This window comes from Nocardia caishijiensis NBRC 108228 (assembly GCF_001612825.1).
GTDB classification, from domain to species: domain Bacteria; phylum Actinomycetota; class Actinomycetes; order Mycobacteriales; family Mycobacteriaceae; genus Nocardia; species Nocardia caishijiensis.
Genome location: NZ_BDBE01000025.1, coordinates 537,650 through 563,422, shown reverse-complemented (window position 1 = coordinate 563,422; position 25,773 = coordinate 537,650). Strand labels below are relative to the sequence as shown.

Here is a 25,773-nt window from a genome sequence, read left to right as displayed (position 1 = left end):
ACCGGTTCGGCGCCGCGGGAAGTCGGTCAGCGGGTCAGTGGCCCATGCCCATGCCACCGTCGACCGGGATGACGGCGCCGGAGACGTAGCGGGAGTCCTCGGAAGCGAGGAAGCTGACCACGGCGGCGATGTCTTCGGGCTGACCGAGACGCTGCAGCGGGATGAACTTCTTCGCCATCTCCTTCATGTCCTCGGGCAGATCCGCGGTCATGTCGGTCTCGATGAAACCGGGGGCGACAACGTTGGCGGTGATGGAACGCGAACCCAGTTCACGGGTCACCGAACGCGCGAGACCGATGACACCGGCCTTCGAGGACGCGTAGTTGATCTGACCGGCCTGGCCGCTCATACCCACGACCGAACCGAGGAAGATCATCCGACCCCAGCGACCGCGCAACATGGCGCGGTTGGCGCGCTTGGCACAGCGGAACGCACCGGTGAGGTTCGCGTCGATGACCTTGGTGAACTGCTCCTCGGTCATGCGCATGAGCAGCGTGTCATCGGTGATGCCCGCGTTGGCGACCAACACCTCCACCGGACCCTGGTGCTCCTCGACCTCGGTGAACGCCCGGTCGACCGACTCGCTGTCGGTGACATCGCACTTCACCCCGAACAGTCCCTCGGGCACGCCCGACCCGCGATGGGTGACGGCGACCTTGTGCCCGTCGGCGAGCAGGCGCTGGGCCACCGCGAGACCGATTCCGCGATTACCGCCGGTGACCAGCACCGACCGGGATGTGACGTTCGACATAGGGTCCAACCTATCTGTTCTGGTTCCTTGGCCCGGCGTCAGGGTCGCACCGTTGCGACTGCTCACAACGCCGGGCACGGCAAGCTAGGGCAGGCGTTGACGATAGAGCAAGCTGACGAGCACGCCCGCCGCGACGAACAACATGCCGCCGAGCAGCCACGGCCTGCTGGCATCGCCACGGGTGGTCTCGTAGCCGATCTGCTCTTCGAGGGTGTCGTAGACGGCGGTGAGTTCGGCCAGCGACGAGGCGGTGTAGAAGTCGCCACCGGACAACTCCGCGATCTCGCGCAGCGAATCGTTGTCCACGGCCACCTTCACCCGCTGCGAACCGCCACCGTCGGAATCGGGGATCTCGACGGTGCCCCATTCGGTACCGAAGGAGATGGTCGACACCGGAATGCCCTTGTTCTTGGCGAGGCGGGCGGCGGTGAAGCCGTGGCGGGGATTGTCGATGTCCTTGTCGTCGGGCACGGTCTGCTTGCCGTCGGACATGAGCACCACGCGCGCGGGCGGCGGGGTCTCGGCACCACCGAGCACGGCGGCCAGGGTGTCGATCGACTGCAGGGCCGTCAGGATGCCCTCACCGGTGGCGGTGCGCTCGGCCAGCTTGATGTTGTCGATGGAGTGCTTGACCGCCTCCCGGTTCGTGGTCGGCGACACCATGACCGAGGCGGTTCCGGCGAACGTGACGAAACCGAGGTTGATACCGGGCGTCAGGCCCTCGACGAAGTCCTTGCCCGCTTCCTGGGCGACCTGCAGACGGCTCGGCGGCACATCGGTGGCCTCCATCGACAGCGACACGTCCATCACCAGCACCACCGTGGCGCGGTTGCGTGGCACCTTCTGCACGGCGGTCGGCCCGGCGGCGGCGATGGTGAGCAGGATCAGACCGACCAGGATCAGCGCGATCGGCACGTGCCGCACCGGGCTCGGGCGCGACGGGGCGACCCGCTCGAGCACCGTCATGTTGCCGAACTGCAGCATCCGCTTGTGACGGGCCCGCTGCACGAGCACATAGCCCAGGACCAGCAGCGCGACGATCAGGAGGAAGCCGAGCCAGGCGGCAGCGGTGAAATGCGAAATACTCACTGGCGAGGCACCCGCCCGCTCGGGGCGCCGAGGTTGTGGCGCCGGGTGGACACGAACCGGACCACGTCGGCGATCCAGTCCCGATCGGTCTGCAGGGTCAGCACCGGCGCGCCACAACTGCGCAGCGCCTGATGCACCTGTTCACGCTGGGCACCGGCCGCGGCGGCGAAATCCGCGCGCAGCGTGGGGGTGACGCTGAACTCGCGGGTGTGCCCGGTCTCCGGGTCGTGCAGCACCACGTCGCCGCCGTCGGGCAGGGCGATATCGAGTGGATCGAGCACCTCCACCGCGAGCAGGTCGTGGCGGGCCGAGATCGCGCGCAGCGAACGTTGCCAGTCCACGTCACCGAGGAAGTCGCTGATCACCACCGCGAGCCCGCGTTTGCGCTGCGGACGGCGCAACGATTCGATGCCCGCCTTCAGGTCACCGCGGACACCGTCGCGGGCGTGCGGGGTGGTGGCGATCCCGCGCAACATGGTCTGCGCGTGCAGCCGTCCGGCGCGTGCGGGGATCCGGACCAGGTCCTGGCCGGTCGCGACCACGGCGCCGATGCGGTTGCCGCCGCCGGAGGTCAGGTGGGTGACGGCGGCGGCCGCCGCGATCGCCAGATCGCGCTTCTGCACCCGCCCGGTACCGAAGTCAAGACTCGACGACAGGTCGACCACGAGCCACGTCTCGAGTTCGCGGTCGGCGATCATCTGGCGCACGTGCGGGTGGGTGGTGCGGGCGGTGACCGACCAGTCCATCTGGCGCACGTCGTCACCCGGCTGGTACAGCCGCGCCTCACCGGGCTCGGAACCGGGACCGGGGATGAGGCCCTGGTGGTCGCCGTGCAGCACGCCGTCGAGGCGGCGGCGCACTGTCAGCTCGAGCGTTTTCAACGCGGCCGACAGCTTCGGATCGGTCAGTTCCCCCGCCCGGAACGACGGCGGTGCGTGGGACGGCTCGGGCACGCGGGCAACGGGTTCCGGCGCACTCACTGGGGCGCGACGTGGCCGGCGGGCTGGGACTGCTGCCCGTTCACCGGCTGCGGCGCAGGCTGCTGTGGGGGAACGGGCGGCTGGGGCACCGGCGACTGCGCGTTCTGCGGTGCGCTGACCGCCTGCGGCGCGACCTGCGGCAGACCGACGGTCTGCAGCACCCGCTTGATGACGTCCTCGGGCGACACCTCGTCGGCCAGTGCGTCGTAGGACAGCACCAGGCGGTGGCGCAGCACGTCCGGGATCACCTCGACCACGTCCTGGGGCACCACGTAGTCGCGGCCGCGGATCAGCGCGACCGCGCGGGCGGCGGCGATGATGCCGAGGCTGGCGCGCGGGGAGGCGCCGTAGGAGATCCAGCTCGCCACATCGGGCATGCCGAACTCGGCCGGGGTGCGGGTCGCGCTGATGACCCGGACCACGTAGTCGACCAACGCGTGGTGCACGAAGACGTTGGCGGCCACCTTCTGCAGGCGGATGATGTCCTCGGGCTCGAGGATCTGCTTGGGTTCCGGCGCGCTCACACCCATCCGGTAGATGATCTCGCGCTCCTCCTCCACGGAGGGGTAGTCCACGACGACCTTGAACAGGAAGCGGTCGCGCTGCGCCTCGGGCAGCGGGTACACGCCTTCGCTCTCGATCGGGTTCTGGGTCGCCATGACCAGGAACGGATCGGGCATCGGGTAGGTCTTGCCGCCGATCGACAGCTTGCGCTCGGCCATCACCTCGAGCAGGGCCGACTGCACCTTGGCTGGCGCGCGGTTGATCTCGTCGGCGAGCACGAAGTTGGCGACGACCGGGCCGAGTTCGGTGTCGAACTCCTCGCGGCCCTGGCGGTAGATGCGGGTACCGATCAGGTCGGTCGGCACGAGGTCGGGGGTGAACTGCACCCGCGAGAACGACCCACCGACGACCTTGGCGAACGTTTCCACGGCCAGAGTCTTCGCGACGCCGGGCACACCCTCGAGCAACACGTGGCCCCGCGCGAGCACACCCACGAGCAACCGCTCGACGAGTCGGTCCTGACCGACGATGACCCGCTTGACCTCGTAGATCGCCTTCTCGAGAGTCTGGACGTCACGCTCCAGGGTGCTCGGCGTTGCCGTACCGGCGTCCTTCGCCAGCTTCGGCCCGCTCACACCTTCCGTCGAAGTCACCAACATCCCCGCTTTCGCTTTGGTCCTGTGCGTGCGGCCCCAACTATTCCATTGAATCGCCCGGTGCGCCGCAACCGGCCATGACTCGGCGGCAATTCGGCTCGCTCGGTGCGACAGCCCGAACGGGTGTGAGCGCGGAGTGCGGGGACACTACCTGCATCATTGCCGAAATCCGCCGGGTGCGCGACGGGTCCGACGACATCGCATGAATTCGCCCGACGGTGTCGTTGTTGTCGCACGACGGGTGTGCGCGGCGCGTTTCCTCGCTGCGCGGACAGCGACGGCAGGCCTTGCCGAACCGCAGCCGGACCACGCGGGGACACCTCGAATTCGGGCGATTTCGCCGCCGACTCGCCCGACTCCGGCCGACTTGTTACCCTCCCACGCGAAACACATTGCGCCCGAAGAATTCTCGGGCCGGGGGGAACGATTGGCGATGTATCCGGGGAATCCGCAGTTCGATCAGGGGCAGTTCGGTCGGGGGCAGCCGTACGGTGGCCCTCCGATCCAGTACCCACCGCAGCCGGTCTTCGATTTCCGGAAGCCACGCCCGCGCGGGCGGGTGATCGGGCTGGTCGTCGGTTCGGTGGTGACGGTGTTCGCGTTGGTCGTCGGCGCGGCGGTGTGGCTGGCGTGGCCGGAACCGGCGGGTAGCAGCGCGCCGTTCTACCAGGCGTTGTCGTCGCTGTCGTCCAAACCGGCGCTGCGGTACCGGACCACCGTGCCGAGCAGCGCCCACACCTGGGACGTGACCGTCACCGCGACCGGTGACACCACCGGAACGGTGTCGGTCGCCGGGCAGACCTCCGAGATCGTGCGCGCGGGCGGGCAGCTCTACCTCGGGCCCGCCGCGGGCACGAGCAACGACCTGGGGCGGGCACCGGTCAGTGCGGCGAATCGGGACAAATGGCAGACCGCACCCGAGGCCATCGAGACCGAAGCCGCCGTGTTCTCCTCCCCCGCGCTGCTGGCGAGCTGGCTGGCAGCCCAGCTGGACCGCGCGGACCTCCGCGGCCGCGTCCAGGTGGGTGACGAACCCGCGCTGCGCGCGGAAACCGAGGAAGGCACGCTCGATATCTCGGTCTCGGAACCGTATCGGGTGCTGCGGTGGGCGCCGGCCGACGATACCGACGCTGCCGAGCTGGTTCTCACCGAAGTCGCGGACTCGCTCGATCAGGTGCGGGCCGCGTTGCAGAACGCGATCGGCCGGCTCGCCGGCGCGGTGAACAGCGACTTCACCTTCCGTCCCGGCCAGGGCGCATTGACCTGCAGCACGGCGGGATGCTCTGTCCGGCAACCTTTCACCGGCCGGATCGCCCGCTCGGACCGAGCCCGCGTCACCGGAACGGCGACGGTCACCCTCACCGCGACGATCTCGGTCGAAGGCCGCCACGGTGGACGCTGCAGTGCGAGTGGTTCGTTCCCGCTCGAGACGAACGGGTTCACCGGCGAGCTCACGTGCACAGCGCCCGAGGCCGGTGCGGTCTACGCCGCGGTCAGCGCCGAGAAACAGGCCGCCGCCGAGCGTCAGGCACAAGCCGAACGCCGCACCGTGAACTACGAGACCCGCTTCGCCGCGGACACCGAGGTGGTCGCCGAGGCCGTCGGGCAGGCGCAGGTGCAGGGTCTGCTCGACGCGATCGAAGAAGGTCTGCGTGAACCCGACTGCGACGCCGCGAACAGTTTCGTCGCAGATACTCCGGTCCTGTTGGCCGACGGCACAGTTCGTGCGATTCAACAGATCACCGTGGGGACACCGGTCGCCGCGGCGGCGCCGTCGGCAGGGCTGCGGTCGACGTCGTCGGTGCGGTCTGTCGTCCACGGCATCGGCGGACGATCCCGCGAACTCGTCATCCTGACGATCACCGACGGCGACCGAACCGCGATCATCACCGCGACGACCAACCACCCGTTCTGGGTGCCCGCCCTGTCGCGGTGGGTGGACGCAGGCGATCTGAAGCCGGGCACGCTGCTCGCCGGTCGTGCGGACGAACGACCACATGTCGTCGAAGCGCGCCGGGAGGTATCGCACGCACCGGTCTACAACCTCGAGGTCGACGGCCCACACACGTACTACGTGGTCGCGGGGAACACGAGCGTGCTCGTGCACAATTGCCCTGCGCCGAAGGGCGGACCGCCGACCGCCAGGAAGGAGATTCGCAATGCTGTCGAACTACTGCGTGCCGGGCAACTGCCGCAGCGACTGAACCCCGACGGCACGCCGGACATCTTCGAAGGCCGGCCAGGCACACCAGCGTCTGTGGCCCGCAAATGGGCGGATTCATCGATCTATGAGGTTCCCGGCCTCGGTAATCAGTTCCGGCTTCTTCGCAATACCTATGGCGATGTGGGTTGGACGGACAACCACTACGGGCGAATTATCGTCTATGCCGACTGATGGTGGAGCATGACAATCACTGGGAACCCGCGCCCGAGGGCGCGATTCGCGCTCCGCTCGGAAGATGCCGACCACCCGTTGCTCGCCGCGTTCGATCGCCTCGACGACTTCTTCGTCGGCGACGCGAACAGTGGCGACGAGTTCGATGCTTGTGCCCCCGAAGGCCTGGTACCGGTACATTTCCGGGTGGACGGCATCCGGTCGGTCGGCCCGATGCTCCGAGCGAGCGTCGAGTCGATGCGGCGGCCTGCCGACCTCGGTGACCTCGACCTCGACGTACTCGACGAGGCCGGAAACACCATCGGACGGTACTGGGTCGGCGCAGTCGCGCTGACCGATGCCGAGGATCACGGCCCCTCGTTCTCGATGACCGGATGGGTGAGCCGACTCCCGCATCGATCCGCAGATGCCGCGTGGGATCGACTTCGTCGCGGGCGGCTGACACTCGCCGGACAGTGGGTCGGGCTGACGCAGGCAGAGCGAGAAGGCTGGCTCGAGGTCGCGATGCGCTACGAACGCCACCTTCCACCGAAGCCCCCGCCCTGTGTGATCACGGTGAACGGCGGCGACATCACCGACCTCGCGGGCTTCTACTGCGCCATCGGCGAAGCGGCCAATGGCCCCGGCGGCTATTTCGGCGCCAACTTCATGGCATTGCGCGAGTGCGCGCGGGATCGCCCCGGACTGACCGTTCGATGGCGCGATTCGGACGCCTCGGCGCGGCACCTGGATACCGTGGTCGAGACGCTCGCCGGGCCGATGACGTGGATGGAGCTGGCCGTTTCCACCCTCCGTGACGCAGGCGCGACCGTCGTACTCGAGTAGCGGCCGGTACCGCGGCGTTCACTCGGTGACGATGCGCACCGCGTACGGCATGATGCCGCCTTCGCGCACGGGCGAAATCTTCACCACGTCACCGGATTCGGGGGCCTCGATCATCGTCCCGTCGCCGAGGTAGAGCGCGACGTGCTGGCTGCCGCCGGGGCCCCAGAACAGCATGTCGCCGCGTTCGCGTTCGTCGACGGGGACACGGGTGCCCGCGTTGTACTGGTAGCCGCTGTAGTGCGGCAGTGAGACGCCGATGCCCGCGAAGGCGTAGAGCATCAGGCCCGAGCAGTCGAAGCCGACCTTGTTGTAGTCGCCGTGCGAGTCGCCGACGCCGCCGTCGCGGATGCCGAGGGTCGGGCCTTCCTCGTCGCCGCCGCCCCAGGCGTAGCTCACGCCGAGTTGCGACATCGCGCGGTCGATGACGGTCTCGATCGCGGCCGATCCGGTGATCTGCGGTTGCGTCGATCTCGGTTTGGATCTTCGCGGCGATGCCGGGGTCGATTCCAGGTCGGTGTGTGGACGCTGGTCTTCGCCGAGGCGGGCGGCGCGATCGCGGGCGGCCTGGTCGGCGGCGGCGCGGGCGGCGGCCGCGTTGGCGGCGGCGAGCAGGGCGGACAGCTGGGCCTTCTGGTGATCGTCCCAGTCCAGGAAGATCTCGCGCTGGCTCTGCAGTCCGGCCACCGTCGAGCGGGCGGTGTCGAGAGCGATCTGGGCGGCGGCCCGGTCGCGCTGGAGAGTGTCGCGGGCGGCGGTCTGGGTGTCGAATTCGGCCTGGGCGACCTGGACGGCGGCCTGCGCGTCGTGCTTCTTCTGCTCGGCCGCACCCGCCGCGGCATCGGCGTCGGCCTTGGCTTGGCGGGCGGCGGCGTTCTGGTTGGCCTGGGCGATCTGGGCGCGGCGCAGGTCGTCGAGCACCTGACGCTGATTCTTGGCCACCATGTTCAGCACCCGCGCGCGATCCATCGCCGCGTCCGGGGTGGACGAGGCGAAGTAGGTGACCACCGAACTGGACGAGGGGCGCACATAGGCCTGGGTGGCGAGCTGATCGAAATCGCCGCGGGCCGCGACGACCTGCGCGCCCACGTCGGCGAGCTGGGTCTGGCTGTCGGCCACGGCGGCGGCCGCCGCGTCGGCGGCGTCACGGGCGGTCCGCAGGTCGACCAGCGCCTGGTTGACCGCCTCGCGCTTGCCCGCGAGGACATCGTCGAGGGCGCGCAACTGCTGATCGGCGGCGGCGACCTGGTTGATGAGCACGCCGATCTCGCCGACGCGAGCGTCGACCTGCGCGCCCGCGCCCGCGATCTCACTGTCGGAGGGGTTCGGTGGCGGCGAGGGCGGCACCGCCGTGGTCGGGCCCGCGGAGATGACGACGGCGAGTGCCGCCAGCAAACCGATCGTTACCCGTAATCGCCTTGGATGATCCTGCCCGCTCGCACCGCGCACGGCACCTCCGAGTGACTCGACTCGACATACGCCACTGGCGCATCAGTCGACTCAGCGACTCCAAGGGTCGACCGATGCCCCCTGTACCACTGCTTTCCCGATCGCGATCATCGCTACCGTACGACACATACTTCACAAAGGAAACATCTGCCACGGCCCGGTGGGACATCAATTCGGCGATAGCCCGGCATTAGCTTGAGGAGCGTCAGGTTTTGACGCGCGAAAACAGACCGGAGGCCTGGAAATGTGACTGGAGAGAAACCAGTTAACGGAGAGAACCCGCATCGTCGCCCGGGGCGACGACGGCTTCGGCGTCCGGCCCGCGACGGGCCTTCACGACGTAGAGGCCCGCGATCACCAACACGGTCAGCGTCAGCAGCAGGCCGGTGATCGCGCCCCACGAGACGCCCTCGGGCTGCTCGAGTCGGCCGACGAACGCCGCGACGGCCTCTTCGGGGTGGTTGCCCCGGTACTTGGCCACGTCCTCGGCCCACTCGAGCCGGACCCGGCTGATGTCGTCGCTGTAGGTGCCGATCCAGTCGTCGCTGAGTACCGCGACCGTGCCCTCGGTGTTCTTGCCCAGCTCGGTGGCCAGGTCACGTAGGCTCGAGTCGTGGCCGGGGTTGCCGGGGACGACGACGACGCTGAGCGGGAAGCCGTCCGCACGCGCATCGGCGACGATCGCCGCCAGTTCCTGCTGGTCCTTGCCCTTGGGCGCGGCCACGTGGTCGTCGGCGAGGTCGGAGCGGAGACTGCCCAGGTCCGTGTTCGGCGGCAGTTCGACGGCCATCGGCGCAAAGGTGTGCAAGACGGTCATTTTCCATCCGGTCTGTCGAGCCCCGGTCGCGTGCGTTGCGACGGGCATCCAACACTGCCAAGGTGAGCGTCACTGCGTCTGTCCCCGACTCGCTCGACAGGCACAGTACGCGACGACGCGCGGGATCCGGTCGCCACGGCACGCCGGAGGCCGTCGCGGCGCCCCGATTATTTCATAGGACAAGCGTACTGTTAGGCTCGTACGACGAGGAAACCGGCATCTCACGGCGCCGGATCCCCTCCGAAGACGCGAGTCACCGGCACAGCCCCGCCGGTGGCACACCCTCACACATGAGTGGAGCTGACGTGACGAAGATTGATACCTTCGGCGCCAAGGGCACGCTCGAGGTCGGAAGCAACTCCTACGAGATCTTCCGTCTCTCGGCTGTTCCCGGCACCGAGAAGCTGCCCTACGCCCTGAAGGTGCTGGCAGAGAACCTGCTGCGCACCGAGGACGGCGCGAACATCACCGCCGATCACATCCGCGAGATCGCGAACTGGGATCCCTCGGCGCAGCCGAGCGTGGAGATCCAGTTCACCCCCGCGCGCGTGATCATGCAGGACTTCACCGGCGTGCCCTGCATCGTCGACCTGGCCACCATGCGTGAGGCCGTCACCACCCTCGGTGGCGACCCGAGCAAGGTCAACCCGCTCTCCCCCGCCGACATGGTCATCGACCACTCGGTGATCCTCGACGTCTTCGGCCGCGCCGATGCCCTCGAGCGCAACGTGGAACTCGAGTACGAGCGCAACGGCGAGCGTTACCAGTTCCTGCGCTGGGGCCAGGGCGCCTTCGACGACTTCAAGGTCGTCCCCCCGGGCATGGGCATCGTGCACCAGGTCAACATCGAGTACCTGGCGCCCACCGTCATGGTCCGCAACGGCCAGGCCTACCCCGACACCTGTGTCGGCACCGACTCGCACACCACCATGGTCAACGGCCTGGGCGTGCTGGGCTGGGGCGTCGGCGGCATCGAGGCCGAGGCCGCGATGCTCGGCCAGCCGGTCTCCATGCTGATCCCGCGCGTCGTCGGCTTCAAGCTGACCGGTGAGATCAAGCCCGGCGTCACCGCCACCGACGTGGTGCTCACCGTCACCGACATGCTGCGCAAGCACGGCGTGGTCGGCAAGTTCGTCGAGTTCTACGGCGCCGGTGTGTCCGAGGTGCCCCTCGCGAACCGCGCCACCCTGGGCAACATGAGCCCCGAGTTCGGTTCCACCGCGGCGATCTTCCCGATCGACGAGGAAACCATCAACTACCTGCGCCTGACCGGCCGCACCGACGAGCAGCTCGCGCTCGTCGAGGCCTACGCCAAGGAACAGGGCATGTGGCACGACCCGGCCAAGGAGCCCGCCTACTCGGAGTACCTGGAGCTGGACCTCGGCACCGTCGTGCCGTCCATCGCCGGTCCGAAGCGTCCGCAGGACCGCATCCTGCTCAGCGAGTCGAAGTCGGCCTTCCGCTCCGACATCGTCGACTACGTGGGCGACTACACCGCGCTCGACGAGGGTGTCGACGAGACCTTCCCGGCCTCGGACCCCGTCTCGGTCTCGGCCGACCACGCCGGTGACTCCTACACCCCCGCGCACTCGGCCGCCAACGGCGCCAAGGGCCGTCCGTCCAAGCCGGTCACCGTGCGCTCGGCCGAGCGTGGCGACTTCGTGCTCGACCACGGCGCCGTCGTCGTCGCGGGCATCACCTCCTGCACCAACACCTCCAACCCGTCGGTCATGCTCGGCGCCGCCCTGCTGGCCCGCAACGCGGTGGAGAAGGGCCTGTCGACCAAGCCGTGGGTGAAGACCAACATGGCGCCCGGCTCGCAGGTCGTGTCCGACTACTACGAGAAGGCCGGTCTGTGGCCCTACCTCGAGAAGCTCGGCTTCTACGTGGGTGGTTACGGCTGCACCACCTGCATCGGTAACACCGGCCCGCTGCCCGAGGAGATCTCGGCCGCGATCAACGACAACGACCTGTCGGTCACCGCCGTGCTGTCGGGTAACCGCAACTTCGAGGGTCGCATCTCCCCCGACGTGAAGATGAACTACCTGGCCTCCCCGCCGCTGGTCATCGCCTACGCGCTCGCGGGCACCATGGACTTCGACTTCGAGAACGACGCCCTCGGCAAGGATTCCGACGGCAACGACGTGTTCCTGCGCGACATCTGGCCCTCGGCCCAGGAGATCGACGACACCATCAAGTCGGCGATCAACCAGGACATGTTCCGCAACTCCTACGCCACCGTCTTCGACGGCGACGAGCGCTGGCAGAACCTGGCCACCCCGGAGGGCGACACTTTCGCGTGGGACGAGAACTCGACCTACGTCCGTAAGGCGCCGTACTTCGACGGCATGGAGATGGAGCCGAGCCCGGTCACCGACATCAAGGGCGCCCGCGTCCTCGCGCTGCTCGGCGACTCGGTCACCACCGACCACATCTCCCCGGCCGGTCCGATCAAGCCGGGCACCCCGGCCGCGCAGTACCTGGACTCGCACGGCGTGGAGCGCAAGGACTACAACTCCCTCGGCTCGCGGCGCGGTAACCACGAGGTCATGATCCGTGGCACCTTCGCCAACATCCGGCTGCGCAACCAGCTGCTCGACGACGTCTCGGGTGGTTACACCCGCGACTTCACCCAGGACGGTGGCCCGCAGGCGTTCATCTACGACGCCTCGCAGAACTACCAGGCCGCGGGCATCCCGCTGGTCGTGCTCGGTGGCAAGGAGTACGGTTCGGGCTCCTCGCGTGACTGGGCCGCCAAGGGCACCAGCCTGCTGGGCGTGAAGGCCGTCATCACCGAGTCGTTCGAGCGCATCCACCGCTCCAACCTCATCGGTATGGGCGTGGTGCCGCTGCAGTTCCCGCAGGGCGAGTCGGCGCAGTCGCTGGGTTTGACCGGCACCGAGACCTTCGACATCGAGGGCATCACCGCCCTCAACGAGGGTGTCACGCCCAAGACCGTCAAGGTCACCGCCACCGCCGAAGACGGCAAGGTCACCACCTTCGACGCGGTCGTCCGCATCGACACCCCCGGTGAGGCCGACTACTACCGCAACGGCGGCATCCTGCAGTACGTGCTGCGCAACATGATCCGCGGCTGATAGCCCGATCGGTGGGGCGGCGTCGAATGACGCTGCCCCACATGAGCATTCACACGGATGCTCGTCATGCTGTGAGTCCCCCGCCTCGGTGTTCCGGGGCGGGGGTCCGCGTATTGCGTCACTGGAGGAATCATGCCCAAGGTCAGCGACGACCACCTCGCCGCCCGCCGCAGCCAGATCCTCGACGGTGCCCGGCGCTGCTTCGCCGAATTCGGCTACGAGGGCGCGACGGTGCGCCGCCTGGAGGAGGCCATCGGCATGTCCCGTGGCGCCATCTTCCACCATTTCCGGGACAAGGACGCCCTCTTCTTCGCGCTGGCCAAGGACGATGCCGAACGCATGGCCGAGGTCGCGGCCAACCAGGGCATCGTGCAGGTGATGCGCGATATGCTCGCCCGCCCCGAGGAATTCAACTGGCTGGGCACCCGCCTCGAGATCGCCCGCCGCGTGCGCACCGATCCCGATTTCCGCGCGGGCTGGACCCAGCGCTCCGCCGAACTCACCGCGGCCACCCTCGCCCGCCTGGAACGCCGCAAGGCCGCGGGCGCCCTGCGCGACGACGTCCCCACCGACGTCCTGCTGGGCTACCTCGACCTGGTTCTCGACGGCCTGATCGCCCGCATCGCCTCGGGCCACACCGACGACAACCTCTCCGCCGTACTGGATCTCGTGGAAGCGTCGGTGCGGCGCCGGGAAGCCTGAGCTAGGCTCGGCGGCACCGGCTCCGCCAGGAACGCCTCGGGATCCTTCCCGGCGTTCGTGATCTCGCGGTGACGGTCCAATCGGGGGTCATGGGGTGGTGGCGGTCGGAGCGGAACGGATGGTCGCGGCGGACAAGCCGCGACCGCGCACTGCCGGATGGTGGGCGCCGACGGATGCCGTGAACGTCGCCGCGGCGGGGACGGTTCTCGCCGCGCTGTCGCTCGGTGCGCTGCCGCTGCTCACCCTCGCCGAACCGCTGCCCGCGGCCGCGTTGCTCGTCGCCTGTCTTGCGCTCTACGCGCGCCACCTCGTCTTCGCCGTCCGCGATGCGAGCCCGCCCGGCGCCGGGGTGAGCGCGGTCCTGCTCGCGGTGCTGGTGGTCGGCGGTGCGCTGGACCCGGATCCCGCGTGGTCGACGATGGCGCACGTCGTCGCGGTGGTCGTGGTGCTGACGGTGCGATCGATCCTCGCGTTCCCCCTCGCCGTGCTGACGGTTCTCGCCGTGGCCCCGTCCGCGCGATGGCTCGGCGCGTCGACATCCGAGGCGGTCTGGCTGACGGTGACCACCGGGATGCGGGTGATCGCGGTCTACACCCTGATCTGGCTGGTCGTCGCGTTGCGGCGGTCGCACGAGGCGAGCGTGGAACTCACGGCACACGCCGTCGCCGAGGAAAGGCGGCGGATCGATGGCACCGTCACCGCCACCGTGCGCTCGGCACTGGTGAAGATCGCCGAATCCGCCCATCGCGCAACCGGATCCACCGACCCGCGCCGGGTGCGACACGAATTGCGCGCGATCACCGGGGCCGCCCGCGACGGCCTGTCGCAGGCACGTCACCTGATCCGCGGCGTCGGTCGGCCCGATGTCGTTCGCGAGGCCACCGCGACGGCCCGATTGCTCGCGGCGGCCGGGATCACCGCTCATCTCGAACTACCCGAGGAGTACCTGTCGGAGCACGACGAGGAATCGCTGCGCGCCGGGCTCGGCGAGCTCGTGTCGGAGCTGCTCGGTGCGAGCGAGCCCGGGCCCGTGCTGATCACCGCTCACCGGTCGACCTACGGGTGGCGGATCCGCACGGAAACCCGTGCCGCACAGGCGCTGCCCGCTCCGGTCGCGCGGGATGGCCGACGAAGACAGCCGGATCGGACCGTACGTTCCCGGCCGCTCGCGGGCCCGTGGCTCACCACCCGCAGCGCACGAGTGCTGCTCGTCGTCGCGACCTGCGCCACCGGCCTTCTGGCACCCGTGCGGGTGACCCTCGACGAGCACAGCGGAGCCGCCGTCGGGTGGTGGCTGCTCGGCGCGTGCGTCGTCGCCGTCCACTTGCGTCACGTGGCGGACGCGGTGAACGATGTCGCGTCACGCGGTCGGATCGTCACCTTCGGGCTACTCGGTGTTCTCGTCTATCTGCCGATGTGCTGGTCGGCGGCATCGTGGGGGATCAGCCAGGTCTTCGTCACCGCTTCGGCCTACTTTCTCTTCCGCGGGGTGGCTCGCGGCGCCCTCGTCGCGTCCCCGATCGTCGGCACCGCGATCATGACCCTGTTCGCCACCGAGCAGCGCCCCCTGACCGGCGCCGCCGAGGTGATCGTCGTGTTCACAGTGCTGACCGGCTGTCTCGTCGGTGTCGCTCACCTCGTGCGCGTAGTGCGCGACCTCGAGCGCACCCGCACCGCGCTCGCCGACGAGGCCGTGCGCCGCGAACGGGCTCGGCTCTCCCGCGACCTGCACGACCTGCTCGGACAGAGCCTGTCGGCGATCGCCCTGAAAGGGGACCTCGCCACGACCCTCGCGCACCGCGACCCGCGCGCGGCCCACACCGAGATCACCGATATCGCCGCCCTCGCCGACGACACCGATCGCGCGATCCGGCAGGTGACCCTCGGCGACCACGTCGTCTCGCTCGATGCGGAGCTGGCCGGTGCCACCGCGCTCCTCGCGGCGGCCGGAATCGCCGTCGAGCAGCGGATCGACGTGCCCGCGCTGCCGCCGGAAGCCGAAGAGCTGTTCGCGTGGACGGTGCGCGAAGCCGTCACCAATGTGGTGCGCCACAGCACCGCCCGCGCCTGCTCGATCGTCGCCGGGCAGCGGCGGGGAACGGCTTTCGTCGAGATCGTCAACGACGGCGCGGTGCACGAACCCCGCACCGGAAATGGGCTGGCAGGATTGACACAGCGCGCCGCGTCCTGCTCGGGGACCGTGTCGGCTCGGCGCACCGACGACGACCGGTTTCGACTGTTCGTCGAGATACCCTGGGGGACATCATGATCCGTGTGCTGATCGCCGAGGACATGCACATGATCCGCGGTGCCCTCGTCGCCCTGCTGTCCCACGAAGACGACATGACCGTGGTCGCCGAACTCGACCGGGGCGACCGGGTGCTCGACGAGATCCTGCGCACCCGACCGGATATCGCCCTGCTCGACATCGACCTGCCTGGCCTGGACGGTCTCGCTGTCGCCGAACTCGTCCACGCCCGGGCGCCGCTGTGCCGGGTGCTCATCCTCACCGGGTTGAGCAGACCCGGCTATCTCCTGCGGGCCCTCCGAGCCCACGTGCGGGGCTTCGTCGTGAAAGACGCACCGGCGTCGACACTGGCCGCCAGTATCCGCAGGGTCGCCGCGGGCGAGCGGGTGATCGATGCCGAACTGATCGCCGCCGCGCTGGAAACCGGGCCGAGCCCGCTCACCGCCCGCGAGACCGATGTCATCCGGTCCGCCGAGACAGGGATCAGCACCGAGCAGATCGCGGCTGCCCTGTTCCTGTCACCGGCGACCGTACGCAACTATCTGTCCAACGCCATCACCAAGATCGGTGGCCGCAACCGCATCGACGCGATTCGCATCGCCCGCGATGCGGGGTGGCTGTGACCGCTGCGAAGCTCAGCGGGCCGCGGCGGCGATGACCGCCACCACGTCCTCGGGGTGTGACATCGGCGCGGCGTGCGAGGACTCCACCTCGCGCACCCGAGCTTTCGCGCGGTCGGCCTGGAATCGTTGCGAGGCGGGCGGCAGAATCCGGTCCTGGGTCGCCACCAGATACCACGAGGGAACAGAGGCCCACAGCGGGTCGCCACAGGGTTCGGCTTGGGCGGCCGCGGCGGTCGGCCGTTGGCGCGCGGCGAGTTCCGCCGCCACCTCGGCGCTCACGTCGTGGGCGAAGACGTCACGGTAGTGCTCCGGCGCGAGCGTCACCTCGGCACCCTGGCCGGTCGGCTGGATGCGCAACGCCGGACCGATCCTGCTGCCGGGATAGGTCGCCGGGTCCGACAGTGCCTGCACTGTCTCGTCTTTCGCGGGGGCGAACCCGGCCACGAAGACCAGCGCCGCGATATCGGGGCGGCGGATGTTGCTGATCACCGCCCCACCGTAGGAATGCCCGACCAACACGACCGGGCCGGTGACATTCGCGATGTCGGCCGTGACCGCCGCCGCGTCCGCGCCGGGGCCACGCAGCGGGTTGTCCGGCTGGATCACCGGAAATCCCTTGTCACGCAGGAGATCGGCGACCCGGTCCCAGCCGGAACGGTCGGAGAACGAGCCGTGGACCAGGACGACGGTCGGCTCGGCGGTGGATTCTGGATCGCTGCCGCACGCTGTCGTCGTGACGACGGTGAGTGCGGCCAGGGCCGCCAGGGCGATTCGGAACTCGGGCATCAGGTGTCCTTCTCGGGGTGGTCGGGTCTCCCGACCGAGAATCGCAGCGGCGAGCGCGTGCGAGTAGATGCCGTTGTCCTGCGACACCGATGACATCTGTCATCGGTGTCGCGGTCAGCCCTCCCAGGCGGCGAGCAGGGTGCGCGCGATGCGGTCCAGCGTCGCTCGGTCGGCCGGATCGAGCGCCGAGAGCATGGCCGTCTCGTTCGCGGTGTGCGCGACCACCACCTCGTCGACGAGCGTGCGTCCGCGCTCGGTGAGCGCCACTCGTACGGCGCGCCGGTCGACCCGGTCGGCGGTGCGCCGCACCAGCCCCGCCGCCTCGAGCCGGTCGATCCGGCCGGTCATGCCCGCGCGCGACAGCATGAGGGTGTCGGCGAGAACCGACGGGTTCAAGGCGAACGGTTCGCCCGAACGGCGAAGTGCGGCAAGGACATCGAACTCACCCCGTTGCAAACCATGAGCGGTGAAGACCGATTCGATGCGTGCCGTGGCGACGTTCAGGAGACGGCCGAGGCGGCCGAACACCGCCATCGCCTCGAGGTCGAGATCCGGTCGTTCGCGGCGCCATTGGGCGGCGATCGCGTCCACGACGTCGGCGGGCGGTTCATCCATGGACAGGATTCTATTCGACGGGATATAGTTCGGTGACGAATTATCAACCGACGAATGGATTCGGCATGACCACGCGTGACATCGCCCTCTGCCTGCCCGACGACGCCGAGACACTCGGCACCGACCACGTACGACTGCGACTGCTCACCGATTCCGACGCGAGCGACGGCACGGTCAGCACCCTGGAAGTGACCCTCGACCAGGGCGCCGACGGCGCCGCACCGCATTACCACACCCGCTCCGACGAGCTGTTCTACGTCGCCGACGGCGAGCTACAGGTCATGGCGGGCGACCGCATCCTCACCGTGGGCGCGGGCGGCTCGCTGGTCGTGCCGCGACGCATGCCGCACGCCTTCGGCGCTACGCCCGACAGCGGTGCGCGGGTCCTCATCGCCCTGATGCCAGGGGTGCAGCGATTCGACTATTTCCGTTTGCTCGACCGGCTCACCAAAGGAACGGCCACCCACGAGGAATTCCTCGCCGCCCAAGAGGATTTCGACAACTACTTCATCGACGCCCCTGCCTGGACCGCCGAGCGCGCCGCCCAGCGCCGTTGAGCCATGCGCGGGGCGTGGCGAATGTGTCCGAGGTTGCACGCGAATCGGGAACAAGCGCCGCGAAGCCGCCGGTTGTACAGCGTATGACGTTCTCGGTACCGGTCCTCGTCCGCGGCTACGAGCTCGACACCCAAGGCCACCTCAATCACGCCGTCTACCACCAGTACGGCGAGCACGCCCGATGGGAACTGCTGCGCGCGGCGGGCATCCCCCAGGACAAGTTCATCGCCAGCGGGATCGGCGCGGTGGTGCTCGAGTCGACGATCAAGTACAAGCGCGAACTGCGCGGCGGCGACGAGGTCACCGTGACCTGCGCCTTCGACTGGCGCGACGGCGAGAAGGTGTTCCGCTTCCACCACCGGATCATCAAGCTCGACGGCACCGTGGCCGCCGAGATCACCGTCACCGCGGGCGCGATGGACCTGACCACCCGCAAGCTCGTCGCCGACCCAGCGGGCCACTTCCGTTCCCTCGCCGAGAATCCTGAAGTCCTCGGGCTGTGACATGACGGTTGGCGCCGCGGGTTCTCGGCCGAAACACCTGACAGCGGGCGCGACAGGTATCGACCGGCAACTTCGCCGGGACGCCTGTCGCGTCGTTGCCACCTCCGTTTGCTGATCGATTGCCCACGTCGGACACCTGCGCGCTCCTCGGTTGCCCGAAATTCTCGTCCCGCTAGGCGATCACGCGCCGCTCGGCGGTTTGCCCGGCGCTCCGCAAATCTCGCGAACCCCCTCGGCGGCGGGTTCGCTCACGTTATGATCCGAAGCGCCTAGAGGGGTTCTGGCAAATCGCGAGCAGACGAGAAGATCGGAGTGAGTGCCCATGACCGACGCCATCCACCTCCCCGCTACCGCGTCGTCCCGAAGCCGGGGCCCCGCGCTACGCGGACAACTGGTGGCCGAGTCCGAGCGGGATGTCTCGGTTCGGGTCGACGGCGGGACCTGGACCTTCGATCGCCGCGACATCGTGCGGCTCACCGAGGAACGCGCGGCGGAGGGGCGCCAGGTACAGGTCGACATCCGGCCCGGCGCCACCGCCGATTTCACCCGCCGGATGCGGGTCGAGCTCGTCGAACGGCCCATCACGCTGGCTCCCGCGCCCTCGGAGGCCCTCGGCGACGATCAGCTCGCCGAGGCCACCCGCAGCTGGGCCGCGAAACTGCGGATCGCCGAGCGCGGCGGCACCTCCGGGGCGACGTTCACCTTCCACGACGGCATCAACTGCGACAGCCTCGACTGAAACGGCACACAGTCATGGAACGCGCGACCGACGCGGTGCTCATCGTCTCCGAAACCGACGACCTGCACGCCGACGCACTGGCCGTCACGTTGCGCGAGCACCACCGCCTCGATCCGATCCGGCTCGACCTGCGCGACTTCCCCACCGAGACAGGCAGTTTCCGTCTCGACAAGACCGGAACGAATCGGGCGCTGTCGCATGTGCACGGCCTGGACGACGTGCGCGCGGTGTGGTGGCGCAGGCCGCACCCGTGCCGCGTCCCGCACGGCGTGCGCGCCGCCGACGACGAGTTCCGGCAGGCCGAATGCGACGGGTTCCTGCAGGGGATGCTGTGGTCGATCCCGGCGTACTGGGTCAACGACCCGGCCGCCGAGCGCACCGCGAGCCGCAAGATCGTGCAGCTCGAAACCGCGCACCGGGCCGGGTTCGCCGTCCCGGAAACCCTGATCACCAACGACCCGGACGAGGCGCGCAGTTTCGTCGAATCCCGTTCGGTCCCGGTGATCTACAAGCGCACCGGCACCGGCCGGGGCGAGTTCTCCGAGACCCGGATCGTCACCCGGGCCGAGCTGGGCAGGCTCGCGTCGATTCGTTCGACGCCGACGACCTTCCAGGACTACGTGGATGCCACCTGCGATCTGCGGGTGGTGTGGGTCGACGGCGTCGAGTGGACCGTGCGCATCGACTCGCAGGCGGGGGTGGGCCGGGTCGATTCGCGGCTCGACACCTCGGTGGCGTTCGCACCGGACCGGTTACCCGCCTCGGTGAGCAAATCGCTCGCCACCCTGATGGGCGCGCTCGGATTGAGTTTCGGCGTGATCGACCTGCGGCTCGGTGCCGACGGCGAGTACTACTTCCTCGAGGTGAACCCGCAGGGGCAGTTCGCCTACCTGGAGATCAAGACGGGGCTGCCCCTGTTCACCAGCCTGGCGAACCTGCTGGTCTGCGGCGACGGCGCCGTGGCCGGTTGGTGATCGGATCCCGCTCCAACGGCCGCTATGCCTCTGGAGCCTTGCGCCGGTTGGCGCCGCCGCGCCCGCGCAGTTCGACATGCGATTCGACCAGCACATTGTGAATGAAGCCGTACGAGCGGCCCGTCGCCCGGGCCAGGGAACGGATGCTCGCTCCCGCCTCGTACTGCTTCTTCAACTGGGTTTGCAACCTGTCGCGGGACTTCCCCGTGACGCGGGTGCCCTTCCCCAGCGCGGCCTTGCCTGTCGATGTTGCCTTGGCCGACCGAGCGGCCTGTCTCGCACTGTCGCTCATGGCTTCCTCCGAGTCGCCGAGCAGCTCATTCCAGGCTAGACACTCCGCTCCCGGTGATCAACGAAAAACAGTGACGAACCTCACGAACTGCCCGCGAGTTCCCACGCGACACACCGATCTCCGTGTCGGCGTGAGTCTGCTCAGGCGAGGTCGATGAGTTCGGCGTACTCGGCCGACCAGTGATCCTCGGTGCCGTCGGGCAGCAGGATCACCCGCTCCGGGTTCAGTGCCTCGGCCGCGCCGGGGTCGTGGGTCACCAGGACCACCGCGCCCGCGTAGGTGCGCAGCGCGTCGAGGACCTGTTCGCGCGAGACGGGGTCGAGGTTGTTGGTCGGCTCGTCGAGCAGCAGCACATTGGCCGCCGAGGAGACCAGACCGGCCAGGGCGAGGCGGGTCTTCTCACCGCCGGACAGGGTTCCGGCGGGCTGCTCGAGCTGCGGGCCGCTGAACATGAAGGCGCCGAGCAGGCTTCGCAGTTCCTGTTCACCCGCGTCCGGTGAGGCGTGCCGAATGTTCTCCCACACCGTCGCCTGGTCGTCGAGGGTGTCGTGTTCCTGGGCGAAGTAGCCGACCTTGAGGCCGCGGCCCTGTTCGACACCACCGGCGGTGGGCGTCTCCACTCCGGCGAGCAGTTTCAACATGGTCGTCTTACCTGCGCCGTTGAGGCCGAGCACCACGACGCGAGATCCCTTGTCCACGGCGAAGTTCACGCCGGTGAAGATCTCGAGCGAACCGTAGAGCTTGGTCAGGTCCTTCACCATCAGCGGTGTCTTGCTGCACGGTGCGGGTTCGGGGAACCGGATGCGGGCCACCTTGTCGGCCACGCGCACGTCGTCGAGTTCGGAGATCAGCCGTTCGGCGCGACGCACCATCTGGTGTGCCGCAGCGGCTTTGGTGGCCTTGGCGCCGAGCTTGGCGGCCTGCTGACGCAGCGCGCTCGCCTTCTTCTCGGCGTTGGCGCGCTCGCGCACGCGACGCTGCTCGTCGGTGGCGCGGGCGTCGAGGTACTTCTTCCAGCCCATGTTGTACACGTCGGGCTCACCGCGCACGGCGTCGAGGAACCACACCTTGTTCACCACGGCGTCGAGCAGTTCCACATCGTGGCTGATGACGATGAGGCCGCCGTCGTGGTTCTGCAGGAAGCCGCGCAGCCAGGTGATGGAGTCGGCGTCGAGGTGGTTGGTCGGCTCGTCGAGCAGCAGGATGCGGTCGGAGCGCCCGCCGCTGCCGTCGGAGGCGGAGAACAGGATGCGGGCCAGTTCGATCCGGCGGCGCTGACCACCGGACAGGGTGCGCAGTTGCTGGTCGAGCACGCGGTCGGGCAGGCCGAGGCTGTTGCAGATGCGCGCGGCCTCGCTCTCGGCGACGTAACCACCGAGGGAGGAGAACTGGTCTTCGAGGCGCCCGTACTTGCGGATCGCCTTCTCGCGTTCGGCGTCGTCGGCGACCTCGGCCATGCGCAGCTGCTGCTTCTCCATGTCGCGGATCAGCGCGTCGAGGCCGCGGGCCGAGAGCACGCGGTCGCGGGCGATCACGTCGAGATCGCCCTCCTTGGGATCCTGCGGCAGGTAACCGATCTCGCTGGAGCGGGTGATCTTCCCGGCGTAGGGCTCGCCCTCGCCCGCGAGGATGCGCAGGGTGGTGGTCTTGCCCGCGCCGTTGCGCCCGACCAGCCCGATCCGGTCGCCGGACTGCACCCGCAGCGCCGGCCCGGGGGCCGAGAGCAGGGTGCGGACTCCGGCCCGGACCTCCAGGTCGGTCGCCGTGATCACAGAGCTTCTCCTCGATGTCGAAAGCAGGTGGTCGCCGAACCGTCTCCATGGTGCACCGACGGTTCCGACAAGAACCACTTATTTTACCGCCCCACCGAGAGCGCTTCGAACCTGGCGCCGACGGATGTGAGCGTGGTTACTCTCATCGCATGACTACCGATCTAGTTGGCCGTACCGCTCTGGTCACCGGCGCAAGCCGGGGCATCGGCTTGGCAACGGCCGCCGAACTGCTGCGCGCGGGCGCGAATGTGCTGATCACCGCCCGCAAACCCGAACCGCTCGACGCCGCCGCGCAGCAGTTGCGCGACCTCGGCCACAAGGGTCAGGTGAGCACCGTCGCGGGCAACTCCGGTGACGCCGAGGCGCGCGCGGAGGCCGTGTCCCGGGCGGTCGCCGAGTTCGGTTCGCTCGACATCCTGATCAACAACACCGGCATCAACCCGGTCTACGGTGCGCTGATGGACGCCGATCTCGGTGCGGTGAGCAAGATCTTCGACGTGAACGTGGTGGCCGCGCTCGGCTACGTCCAGGAGGCCTACAAGGCGTGGATGCGTGAACACGGAGGTGCCGTGGTGAACGTGGCGAGCGTGGCCGGTATCCGCTCGTCGGGGGTGATCTCGGCCTACGGTGCCTCCAAGGCGGCGCTGATCCGGCTCACCGAGGAACTGGCGTGGCAGCTCGGGCCGAACATCCGGGTGAACGCGGTGGCACCCGGGGTGGTGAAGACCAAGTTCGCCGATGCCCTGTTCTCCGCCGACGAGGAACGGGCGGCCGGCGTGTACCCGATGAAGCGGCTCGGCGCGCCCGAGGACGTGGCGCGCCTGATCACCTTCCTGGTGTCGGACGAGGCGTCCTGGATCACCGGTGACTGTGTTCGCGTCGACGGCGGGTTGCTGGCCACCGGCGGCATCTGAACCGAGGGCGGGGCCGCACCGGCCCCGCCCCCACTCAGTCCTCGCGCGCGCCCGCCAGCGCCTCATCGCTCGCGGCGGCGCGCCTGCTCTGCGCGGTCCGCGCGGACGCCGACGACGCCTCGTCACCCTTGGCGGCACGTTCGGCTTCGGCACGGGCGAGCGGGTCGTCCACCTTGGCCGCGGCGGCACGTTCGGCCTCGGCACGGGCGAGCGGGTCGATCACCTCGACGGTCGGCTTGCCGGTGACGCCGAGCGGATCACGCACCGGCACCGGGTGATTCGCACGCGAGCCACCTTCGTCGAGCCCCCACCTGTCGTGCAGCCTGCGCAGGAATCCCGGTGCGTACCAGTTGGCCTCGCCGAGTACCTTCATCGCGGCGGGCAGCAGGAACCCTCGGACCAGGGTGGCGTCGACGATCACCGCCAGCGGCAGTCCGATGCCGAACGCCTTCATGAAGGTGATGTCGGAGGCGAGGAAGCCGAGGAACACCAGTGAGATCAGGATGGCGGCCGCGGTGACGATGCGCCCGATCCGTTCCAGGCCGAGGGCGACGGCCGCCTCGTTCTTACCGGTGCGGTCGTATTCCTCGCGGATGCGCGAGAGCAGGAACACCTGGTAGTCCATCGCCAGGCCGAACGCGGCGGCGAACAGCATCACCGGAACGGTGGCCGACAGGTCACCGGTAACCGTGAAACCGAGCAGCCCCGACAGGTGCCCGTCCTGGAAGATCCAGACCAGGGCGCCGAAGGTGGCGGTGAGGCTGAGCGCGCTGAGCACCACCGCGAGCACCGGGAGCACCACGCTGCCGGTGAGCAGGAACAGCACGATCAGCATCAGGATCACCACGAAGCCCAGCGCCCACGGCAGGGCGTCCTCGATGGCGCCAACCGAGTCGACGTTGGCCGCCGCGACCCCGCCGATCAGGATCTCGCTCGGCACCTCCTGGGCGCGCAACTGCTCCACCAGGGTGGCGAGTTCGTGGCTGTCACCGGTCGACGGCACGATCGACAGGTAGGCGGCCCGCTCGGCCCGGAAGCGGGCGTTGAGCGCGGTCGGCTCGGCCAGCAGACCGCCCTGGGCGTAGCTGCCGGTCGCGGTGTCGACGCGGCGCACGTTGTCCAGATCGGACATGGTGCGCGCGATGGCGTCCAGGCCCTCGGCGCTGTAGGCGCTGTCGGGTAGGACGGCGACGAGGGTGTCCTGGTCGCTGTCGCCGAAGTCGCGCTGCACGGTCTCGGCGACCTGACGCGAATTCATCGACGGCGGCAACACCCGCTCGTCCGGGAAGCCGAGCTTCACCCCGAGGAACGGGGTGCCGAGCAGCAACAGCACCGCGGCGACGGCGAGACCGATCGGGATCGGCCTGCCCATGACGGCGGTGGCCAACTTGTGCCAGGCGCCCTCGCCCGGCGCGGGTCGAGGCGCGCGCAGGAACCACCAGCCGAGCTGACCACGGTCGATGTTGGTGCCGAGCAGCAGCAGGATCGCGGGCAGCACGGTCAGCGAGACCAGGGCTGCGAGACCGGCGACGAGCACGCCCGCGTACCCCATCGACCGGATGGCCAACAGCGGGAAGAACACCAGACCGGCCAGCGCCACCGCGACGGTGAGGGCGGAGAACGCGACGGTGCGGCCCGCCGTGCGCATGGTGGCGCGGACGGCGTCGGCGGGGGCGCGGCCCTCGGTGAGTTCGTCGCGGTAGCGGTTGACGATCAGCAGGCTGTAGTCGATGGCCAGGCCGAGCCCGAGCAGGGTCGCCACGTTCGTCGCGGTGACCGCGAGCGGGGTGAGCAGAGCGAGCAACCACAGCGTGCCCATCGTCATCACGACGGTCACCACGGCAACCAGCAGCGGCAGGCTCGCCGCGACCAGCCCGCCGAACACGAACAGCAGGGCCAGCAGCGTGAGCGGGAACGCGATGGCCTCGCCCTTGACGATGTCGGTCTTGCTCTGTTCGACGGTCTCGTGCATGAGCATCGCGAAACCGCCCACGCGGACCCGCAGTTCGCCCTGGGTACCGGTGAGGTCGGCGGCGACGGCGGCGACCCGTTCATCGATCTCGCGTTCGCTGCCGAGGACGGTGGCCACGATCAGGCCCTGCTTGTCGTCGACGCTGCGCAGCGCGGGCTGATGGGTGGTCCAGTAGGACACCACATCGGTGACACCGGCGCGTTCCTGCAGGTTGGCGACGAGCGCGGTCGCGGCGGCGGTGGATTCGGGGTCGTCGACCGAGTCCTCGGTTTCCACCAGCAACACCAGATTGGGTGGGCCCTGGCCGAATTCGTCGCGCAGCACGTCGAGCGCCCGGCTGGACTCGCTGCCGCTGTCGGTGTACCCGCCGCCCTCCACCCGATCGAACAGGGTGGCGCCGAGTGCTCCGAGCACCAGCGCGAGCACTGCGAAAACACCGAGCACCCAGCGGCCACGCCGCTTGGTGAATTCGAACACCGGTATACCCCTGTCTCGTCGAGCAACGCTGCGGCACG

The 25,773-nt window shown here is 69.0% G+C and carries 22 protein-coding genes; 11 read left to right on the top strand and 11 right to left on the bottom strand.

What is annotated here, in order from left to right; all coding sequences use genetic code 11:
* Nucleotides 1-34 precede the first annotated feature (34 nt).
* The 4 genes from fabG1 to NC7_RS09440 form a co-directional block, all read right to left on the bottom strand.
* Entirely contained in the window at nucleotides 35-751 is a 717-nt protein-coding gene (fabG1, locus tag NC7_RS09455; RefSeq protein WP_067493761.1) for a 3-oxoacyl-ACP reductase FabG1, read from the bottom strand.
* 84 nt (nucleotides 752-835) lie between these two features.
* Nucleotides 836-1,840, bottom strand: coding sequence for a VWA domain-containing protein (locus tag NC7_RS09450; RefSeq protein WP_067981121.1), 1,005 nt, complete (start codon nucleotides 1,838-1,840; stop codon nucleotides 836-838).
* Nucleotides 1,837-2,793 (bottom strand): DUF58 domain-containing protein, encoded by a 957-nt coding sequence (locus NC7_RS09445; protein WP_067981120.1) that lies wholly within the window; start codon nucleotides 2,791-2,793, stop codon nucleotides 1,837-1,839. Before NC7_RS09445 ends, NC7_RS09450 begins: the two co-directional genes overlap by 4 nt.
* Nucleotides 2,794-2,816: 23 nt before the next feature.
* Complete coding sequence (locus NC7_RS09440) at nucleotides 2,817-3,983, bottom strand: AAA family ATPase (RefSeq protein ID WP_067981119.1); 1,167 nt, start codon at nucleotides 3,981-3,983, stop codon at nucleotides 2,817-2,819.
* A 430-nt stretch (nucleotides 3,984-4,413) separates the two neighbouring features.
* Here NC7_RS09440 and NC7_RS09435 point away from each other — a divergent pair, with 430 nt between their 5' ends.
* The gene (locus NC7_RS09435) at nucleotides 4,414-6,375 is read left to right on the top strand and encodes a Hint domain-containing protein (RefSeq protein WP_067981118.1); all 1,962 of its coding nucleotides are present in this window, start codon (nucleotides 4,414-4,416) and stop codon (nucleotides 6,373-6,375) included.
* A 9-nt stretch (nucleotides 6,376-6,384) separates the two neighbouring features.
* A complete protein-coding gene (locus NC7_RS09430) occupies nucleotides 6,385-7,200 on the top strand; it encodes a barstar family protein (protein ID WP_067981117.1) in 816 nt (271 codons plus the stop codon).
* 18 nt (nucleotides 7,201-7,218) lie between these two features.
* Here the strand turns inward: NC7_RS09430 and NC7_RS09425 are convergent, their stop codons facing one another.
* Together NC7_RS09425 and NC7_RS09420 are read right to left on the bottom strand one after the other, a co-directional pair.
* A complete protein-coding gene (locus NC7_RS09425) occupies nucleotides 7,219-8,646 on the bottom strand; it encodes an NlpC/P60 family protein (protein ID WP_067981116.1) in 1,428 nt (475 codons plus the stop codon).
* A 265-nt stretch (nucleotides 8,647-8,911) separates the two neighbouring features.
* Nucleotides 8,912-9,463 (bottom strand): Rv1476 family membrane protein, encoded by a 552-nt coding sequence (locus NC7_RS09420; RefSeq protein WP_067981115.1) that lies wholly within the window; start codon nucleotides 9,461-9,463, stop codon nucleotides 8,912-8,914.
* A 290-nt stretch (nucleotides 9,464-9,753) separates the two neighbouring features.
* Here NC7_RS09420 and acnA point away from each other — a divergent pair, with 290 nt between their 5' ends.
* From acnA to NC7_RS09400, 4 genes are all read left to right on the top strand, one after another.
* Entirely contained in the window at nucleotides 9,754-12,561 is a 2,808-nt protein-coding gene (gene acnA, locus NC7_RS09415; RefSeq protein ID WP_067981114.1) for an aconitate hydratase AcnA, read from the top strand.
* A gap of 132 nt (nucleotides 12,562-12,693) precedes the next feature.
* Entirely contained in the window at nucleotides 12,694-13,263 is a 570-nt protein-coding gene (locus NC7_RS09410) for a TetR/AcrR family transcriptional regulator (RefSeq protein WP_067981113.1), read from the top strand.
* Between the two features lie 97 nt (nucleotides 13,264-13,360).
* Nucleotides 13,361-15,532 carry a sensor histidine kinase gene (locus tag NC7_RS09405; protein ID WP_157101904.1) on the top strand — a complete coding sequence of 724 codons (2,172 nt, stop codon included), beginning with the start codon at nucleotides 13,361-13,363 and terminating at the stop codon, nucleotides 15,530-15,532.
* Nucleotides 15,529-16,134 (top strand): response regulator transcription factor, encoded by a 606-nt coding sequence (locus NC7_RS09400; RefSeq protein WP_067981111.1) that lies wholly within the window; start codon nucleotides 15,529-15,531, stop codon nucleotides 16,132-16,134. The genes NC7_RS09405 and NC7_RS09400 overlap by 4 nt, the downstream gene beginning before the upstream one ends.
* 12 nt (nucleotides 16,135-16,146) lie before the next feature.
* On the opposite strand, the gene NC7_RS09395 is transcribed toward NC7_RS09400, so the two are convergent.
* Together NC7_RS09395 and NC7_RS09390 are read right to left on the bottom strand one after the other, a co-directional pair.
* Nucleotides 16,147-16,920: an alpha/beta fold hydrolase gene (locus tag NC7_RS09395; protein ID WP_067981319.1), complete on the bottom strand. Its 774-nt coding sequence runs from the start codon at nucleotides 16,918-16,920 to the stop codon at nucleotides 16,147-16,149.
* Between the two features lie 114 nt (nucleotides 16,921-17,034).
* Nucleotides 17,035-17,535 carry a MarR family winged helix-turn-helix transcriptional regulator gene (locus NC7_RS09390; RefSeq protein ID WP_067981110.1) on the bottom strand — a complete coding sequence of 167 codons (501 nt, stop codon included), beginning with the start codon at nucleotides 17,533-17,535 and terminating at the stop codon, nucleotides 17,035-17,037.
* Nucleotides 17,536-17,675: 140 nt separating this feature from the next.
* Here NC7_RS09390 and NC7_RS09385 point away from each other — a divergent pair, with 140 nt between their 5' ends.
* The 4 genes from NC7_RS09385 (at nucleotide 17,676) to NC7_RS09370 (ending at nucleotide 20,308) form a co-directional block, all read left to right on the top strand.
* Nucleotides 17,676-18,092, top strand: a complete 417-nt coding sequence (locus NC7_RS09385; protein ID WP_167352417.1) for a cupin domain-containing protein — start codon at nucleotides 17,676-17,678, stop codon at nucleotides 18,090-18,092.
* An 83-nt stretch (nucleotides 18,093-18,175) separates the two neighbouring features.
* Nucleotides 18,176-18,595, top strand: a complete 420-nt coding sequence (locus NC7_RS09380) for an acyl-CoA thioesterase (protein WP_067981108.1) — start codon at nucleotides 18,176-18,178, stop codon at nucleotides 18,593-18,595.
* 322 nt (nucleotides 18,596-18,917) lie between these two features.
* On the top strand, nucleotides 18,918-19,334 hold the full coding sequence (locus NC7_RS09375) for a hypothetical protein (protein ID WP_067981107.1): 417 nt from the start codon (nucleotides 18,918-18,920) through the stop codon (nucleotides 19,332-19,334).
* Between the two features lie 14 nt (nucleotides 19,335-19,348).
* The gene (locus NC7_RS09370; RefSeq protein WP_067981106.1) at nucleotides 19,349-20,308 is read left to right on the top strand and encodes an MvdC/MvdD family ATP grasp protein; all 960 of its coding nucleotides are present in this window, start codon (nucleotides 19,349-19,351) and stop codon (nucleotides 20,306-20,308) included.
* A 22-nt stretch (nucleotides 20,309-20,330) separates the two neighbouring features.
* Here NC7_RS09370 and NC7_RS09365 read toward each other — a convergent pair whose 3' ends face one another.
* Both NC7_RS09365 and NC7_RS09360 read right to left on the bottom strand, forming a co-directional pair.
* Entirely contained in the window at nucleotides 20,331-20,600 is a 270-nt protein-coding gene (locus NC7_RS09365; protein ID WP_067981105.1) for a helix-turn-helix domain-containing protein, read from the bottom strand.
* Nucleotides 20,601-20,740: 140 nt separating this feature from the next.
* Nucleotides 20,741-22,372: an ABC-F family ATP-binding cassette domain-containing protein gene (locus tag NC7_RS09360; protein ID WP_067981104.1), complete on the bottom strand. Its 1,632-nt coding sequence runs from the start codon at nucleotides 22,370-22,372 to the stop codon at nucleotides 20,741-20,743.
* Nucleotides 22,373-22,521: 149 nt separating this feature from the next.
* Between NC7_RS09360 and NC7_RS09355 the strand changes: the two genes are divergently transcribed.
* Nucleotides 22,522-23,286 (top strand): SDR family oxidoreductase, encoded by a 765-nt coding sequence (locus NC7_RS09355; RefSeq protein WP_067981103.1) that lies wholly within the window; start codon nucleotides 22,522-22,524, stop codon nucleotides 23,284-23,286.
* Nucleotides 23,287-23,320: 34 nt separating this feature from the next.
* On the opposite strand, the gene NC7_RS09350 is transcribed toward NC7_RS09355, so the two are convergent.
* Nucleotides 23,321-25,735 carry an MMPL family transporter gene (locus tag NC7_RS09350; RefSeq protein WP_084458227.1) on the bottom strand — a complete coding sequence of 805 codons (2,415 nt, stop codon included), beginning with the start codon at nucleotides 25,733-25,735 and terminating at the stop codon, nucleotides 23,321-23,323.
* Nucleotides 25,736-25,773 lie beyond the last annotated feature (38 nt).

What these genes read in the sequence shown, in the direction of transcription:
- NC7_RS09395 (WP_067981319.1), bottom strand. Translation starts at nt 16,920, where the DNA reads ATGCCCGAGTTCCGAATCGCCCTGGCGGCCCTGGCCGCACTCACCGTC.
- NC7_RS09390 (WP_067981110.1), bottom strand. Translation starts at nt 17,535, where the DNA reads ATGGATGAACCGCCCGCCGACGTCGTGGACGCGATCGCCGCCCAATGG.
- NC7_RS09400 (WP_067981111.1), top strand. Translation starts at nt 15,529, where the DNA reads ATGATCCGTGTGCTGATCGCCGAGGACATGCACATGATCCGCGGTGCC.
- NC7_RS09355 (WP_067981103.1), top strand. Translation starts at nt 22,522, where the DNA reads ATGACTACCGATCTAGTTGGCCGTACCGCTCTGGTCACCGGCGCAAGC.
- NC7_RS09420 (WP_067981115.1), bottom strand. Translation starts at nt 9,463, where the DNA reads ATGACCGTCTTGCACACCTTTGCGCCGATGGCCGTCGAACTGCCGCCG.
- NC7_RS09440 (WP_067981119.1), bottom strand. Translation starts at nt 3,983, where the DNA reads ATGTTGGTGACTTCGACGGAAGGTGTGAGCGGGCCGAAGCTGGCGAAG.
- fabG1 (WP_067493761.1), bottom strand. Translation starts at nt 751, where the DNA reads ATGTCGAACGTCACATCCCGGTCGGTGCTGGTCACCGGCGGTAATCGC.
- NC7_RS09435 (WP_067981118.1), top strand. Translation starts at nt 4,414, where the DNA reads ATGTATCCGGGGAATCCGCAGTTCGATCAGGGGCAGTTCGGTCGGGGG.
- NC7_RS09430 (WP_067981117.1), top strand. Translation starts at nt 6,385, where the DNA reads ATGACAATCACTGGGAACCCGCGCCCGAGGGCGCGATTCGCGCTCCGC.
- acnA (WP_067981114.1), top strand. Translation starts at nt 9,754, where the DNA reads ATGAGTGGAGCTGACGTGACGAAGATTGATACCTTCGGCGCCAAGGGC.
- NC7_RS09410 (WP_067981113.1), top strand. Translation starts at nt 12,694, where the DNA reads ATGCCCAAGGTCAGCGACGACCACCTCGCCGCCCGCCGCAGCCAGATC.
- NC7_RS09380 (WP_067981108.1), top strand. Translation starts at nt 18,176, where the DNA reads ATGACGTTCTCGGTACCGGTCCTCGTCCGCGGCTACGAGCTCGACACC.
- NC7_RS09370 (WP_067981106.1), top strand. Translation starts at nt 19,349, where the DNA reads ATGGAACGCGCGACCGACGCGGTGCTCATCGTCTCCGAAACCGACGAC.
- NC7_RS09365 (WP_067981105.1), bottom strand. Translation starts at nt 20,600, where the DNA reads ATGAGCGACAGTGCGAGACAGGCCGCTCGGTCGGCCAAGGCAACATCG.
- NC7_RS09375 (WP_067981107.1), top strand. Translation starts at nt 18,918, where the DNA reads ATGACCGACGCCATCCACCTCCCCGCTACCGCGTCGTCCCGAAGCCGG.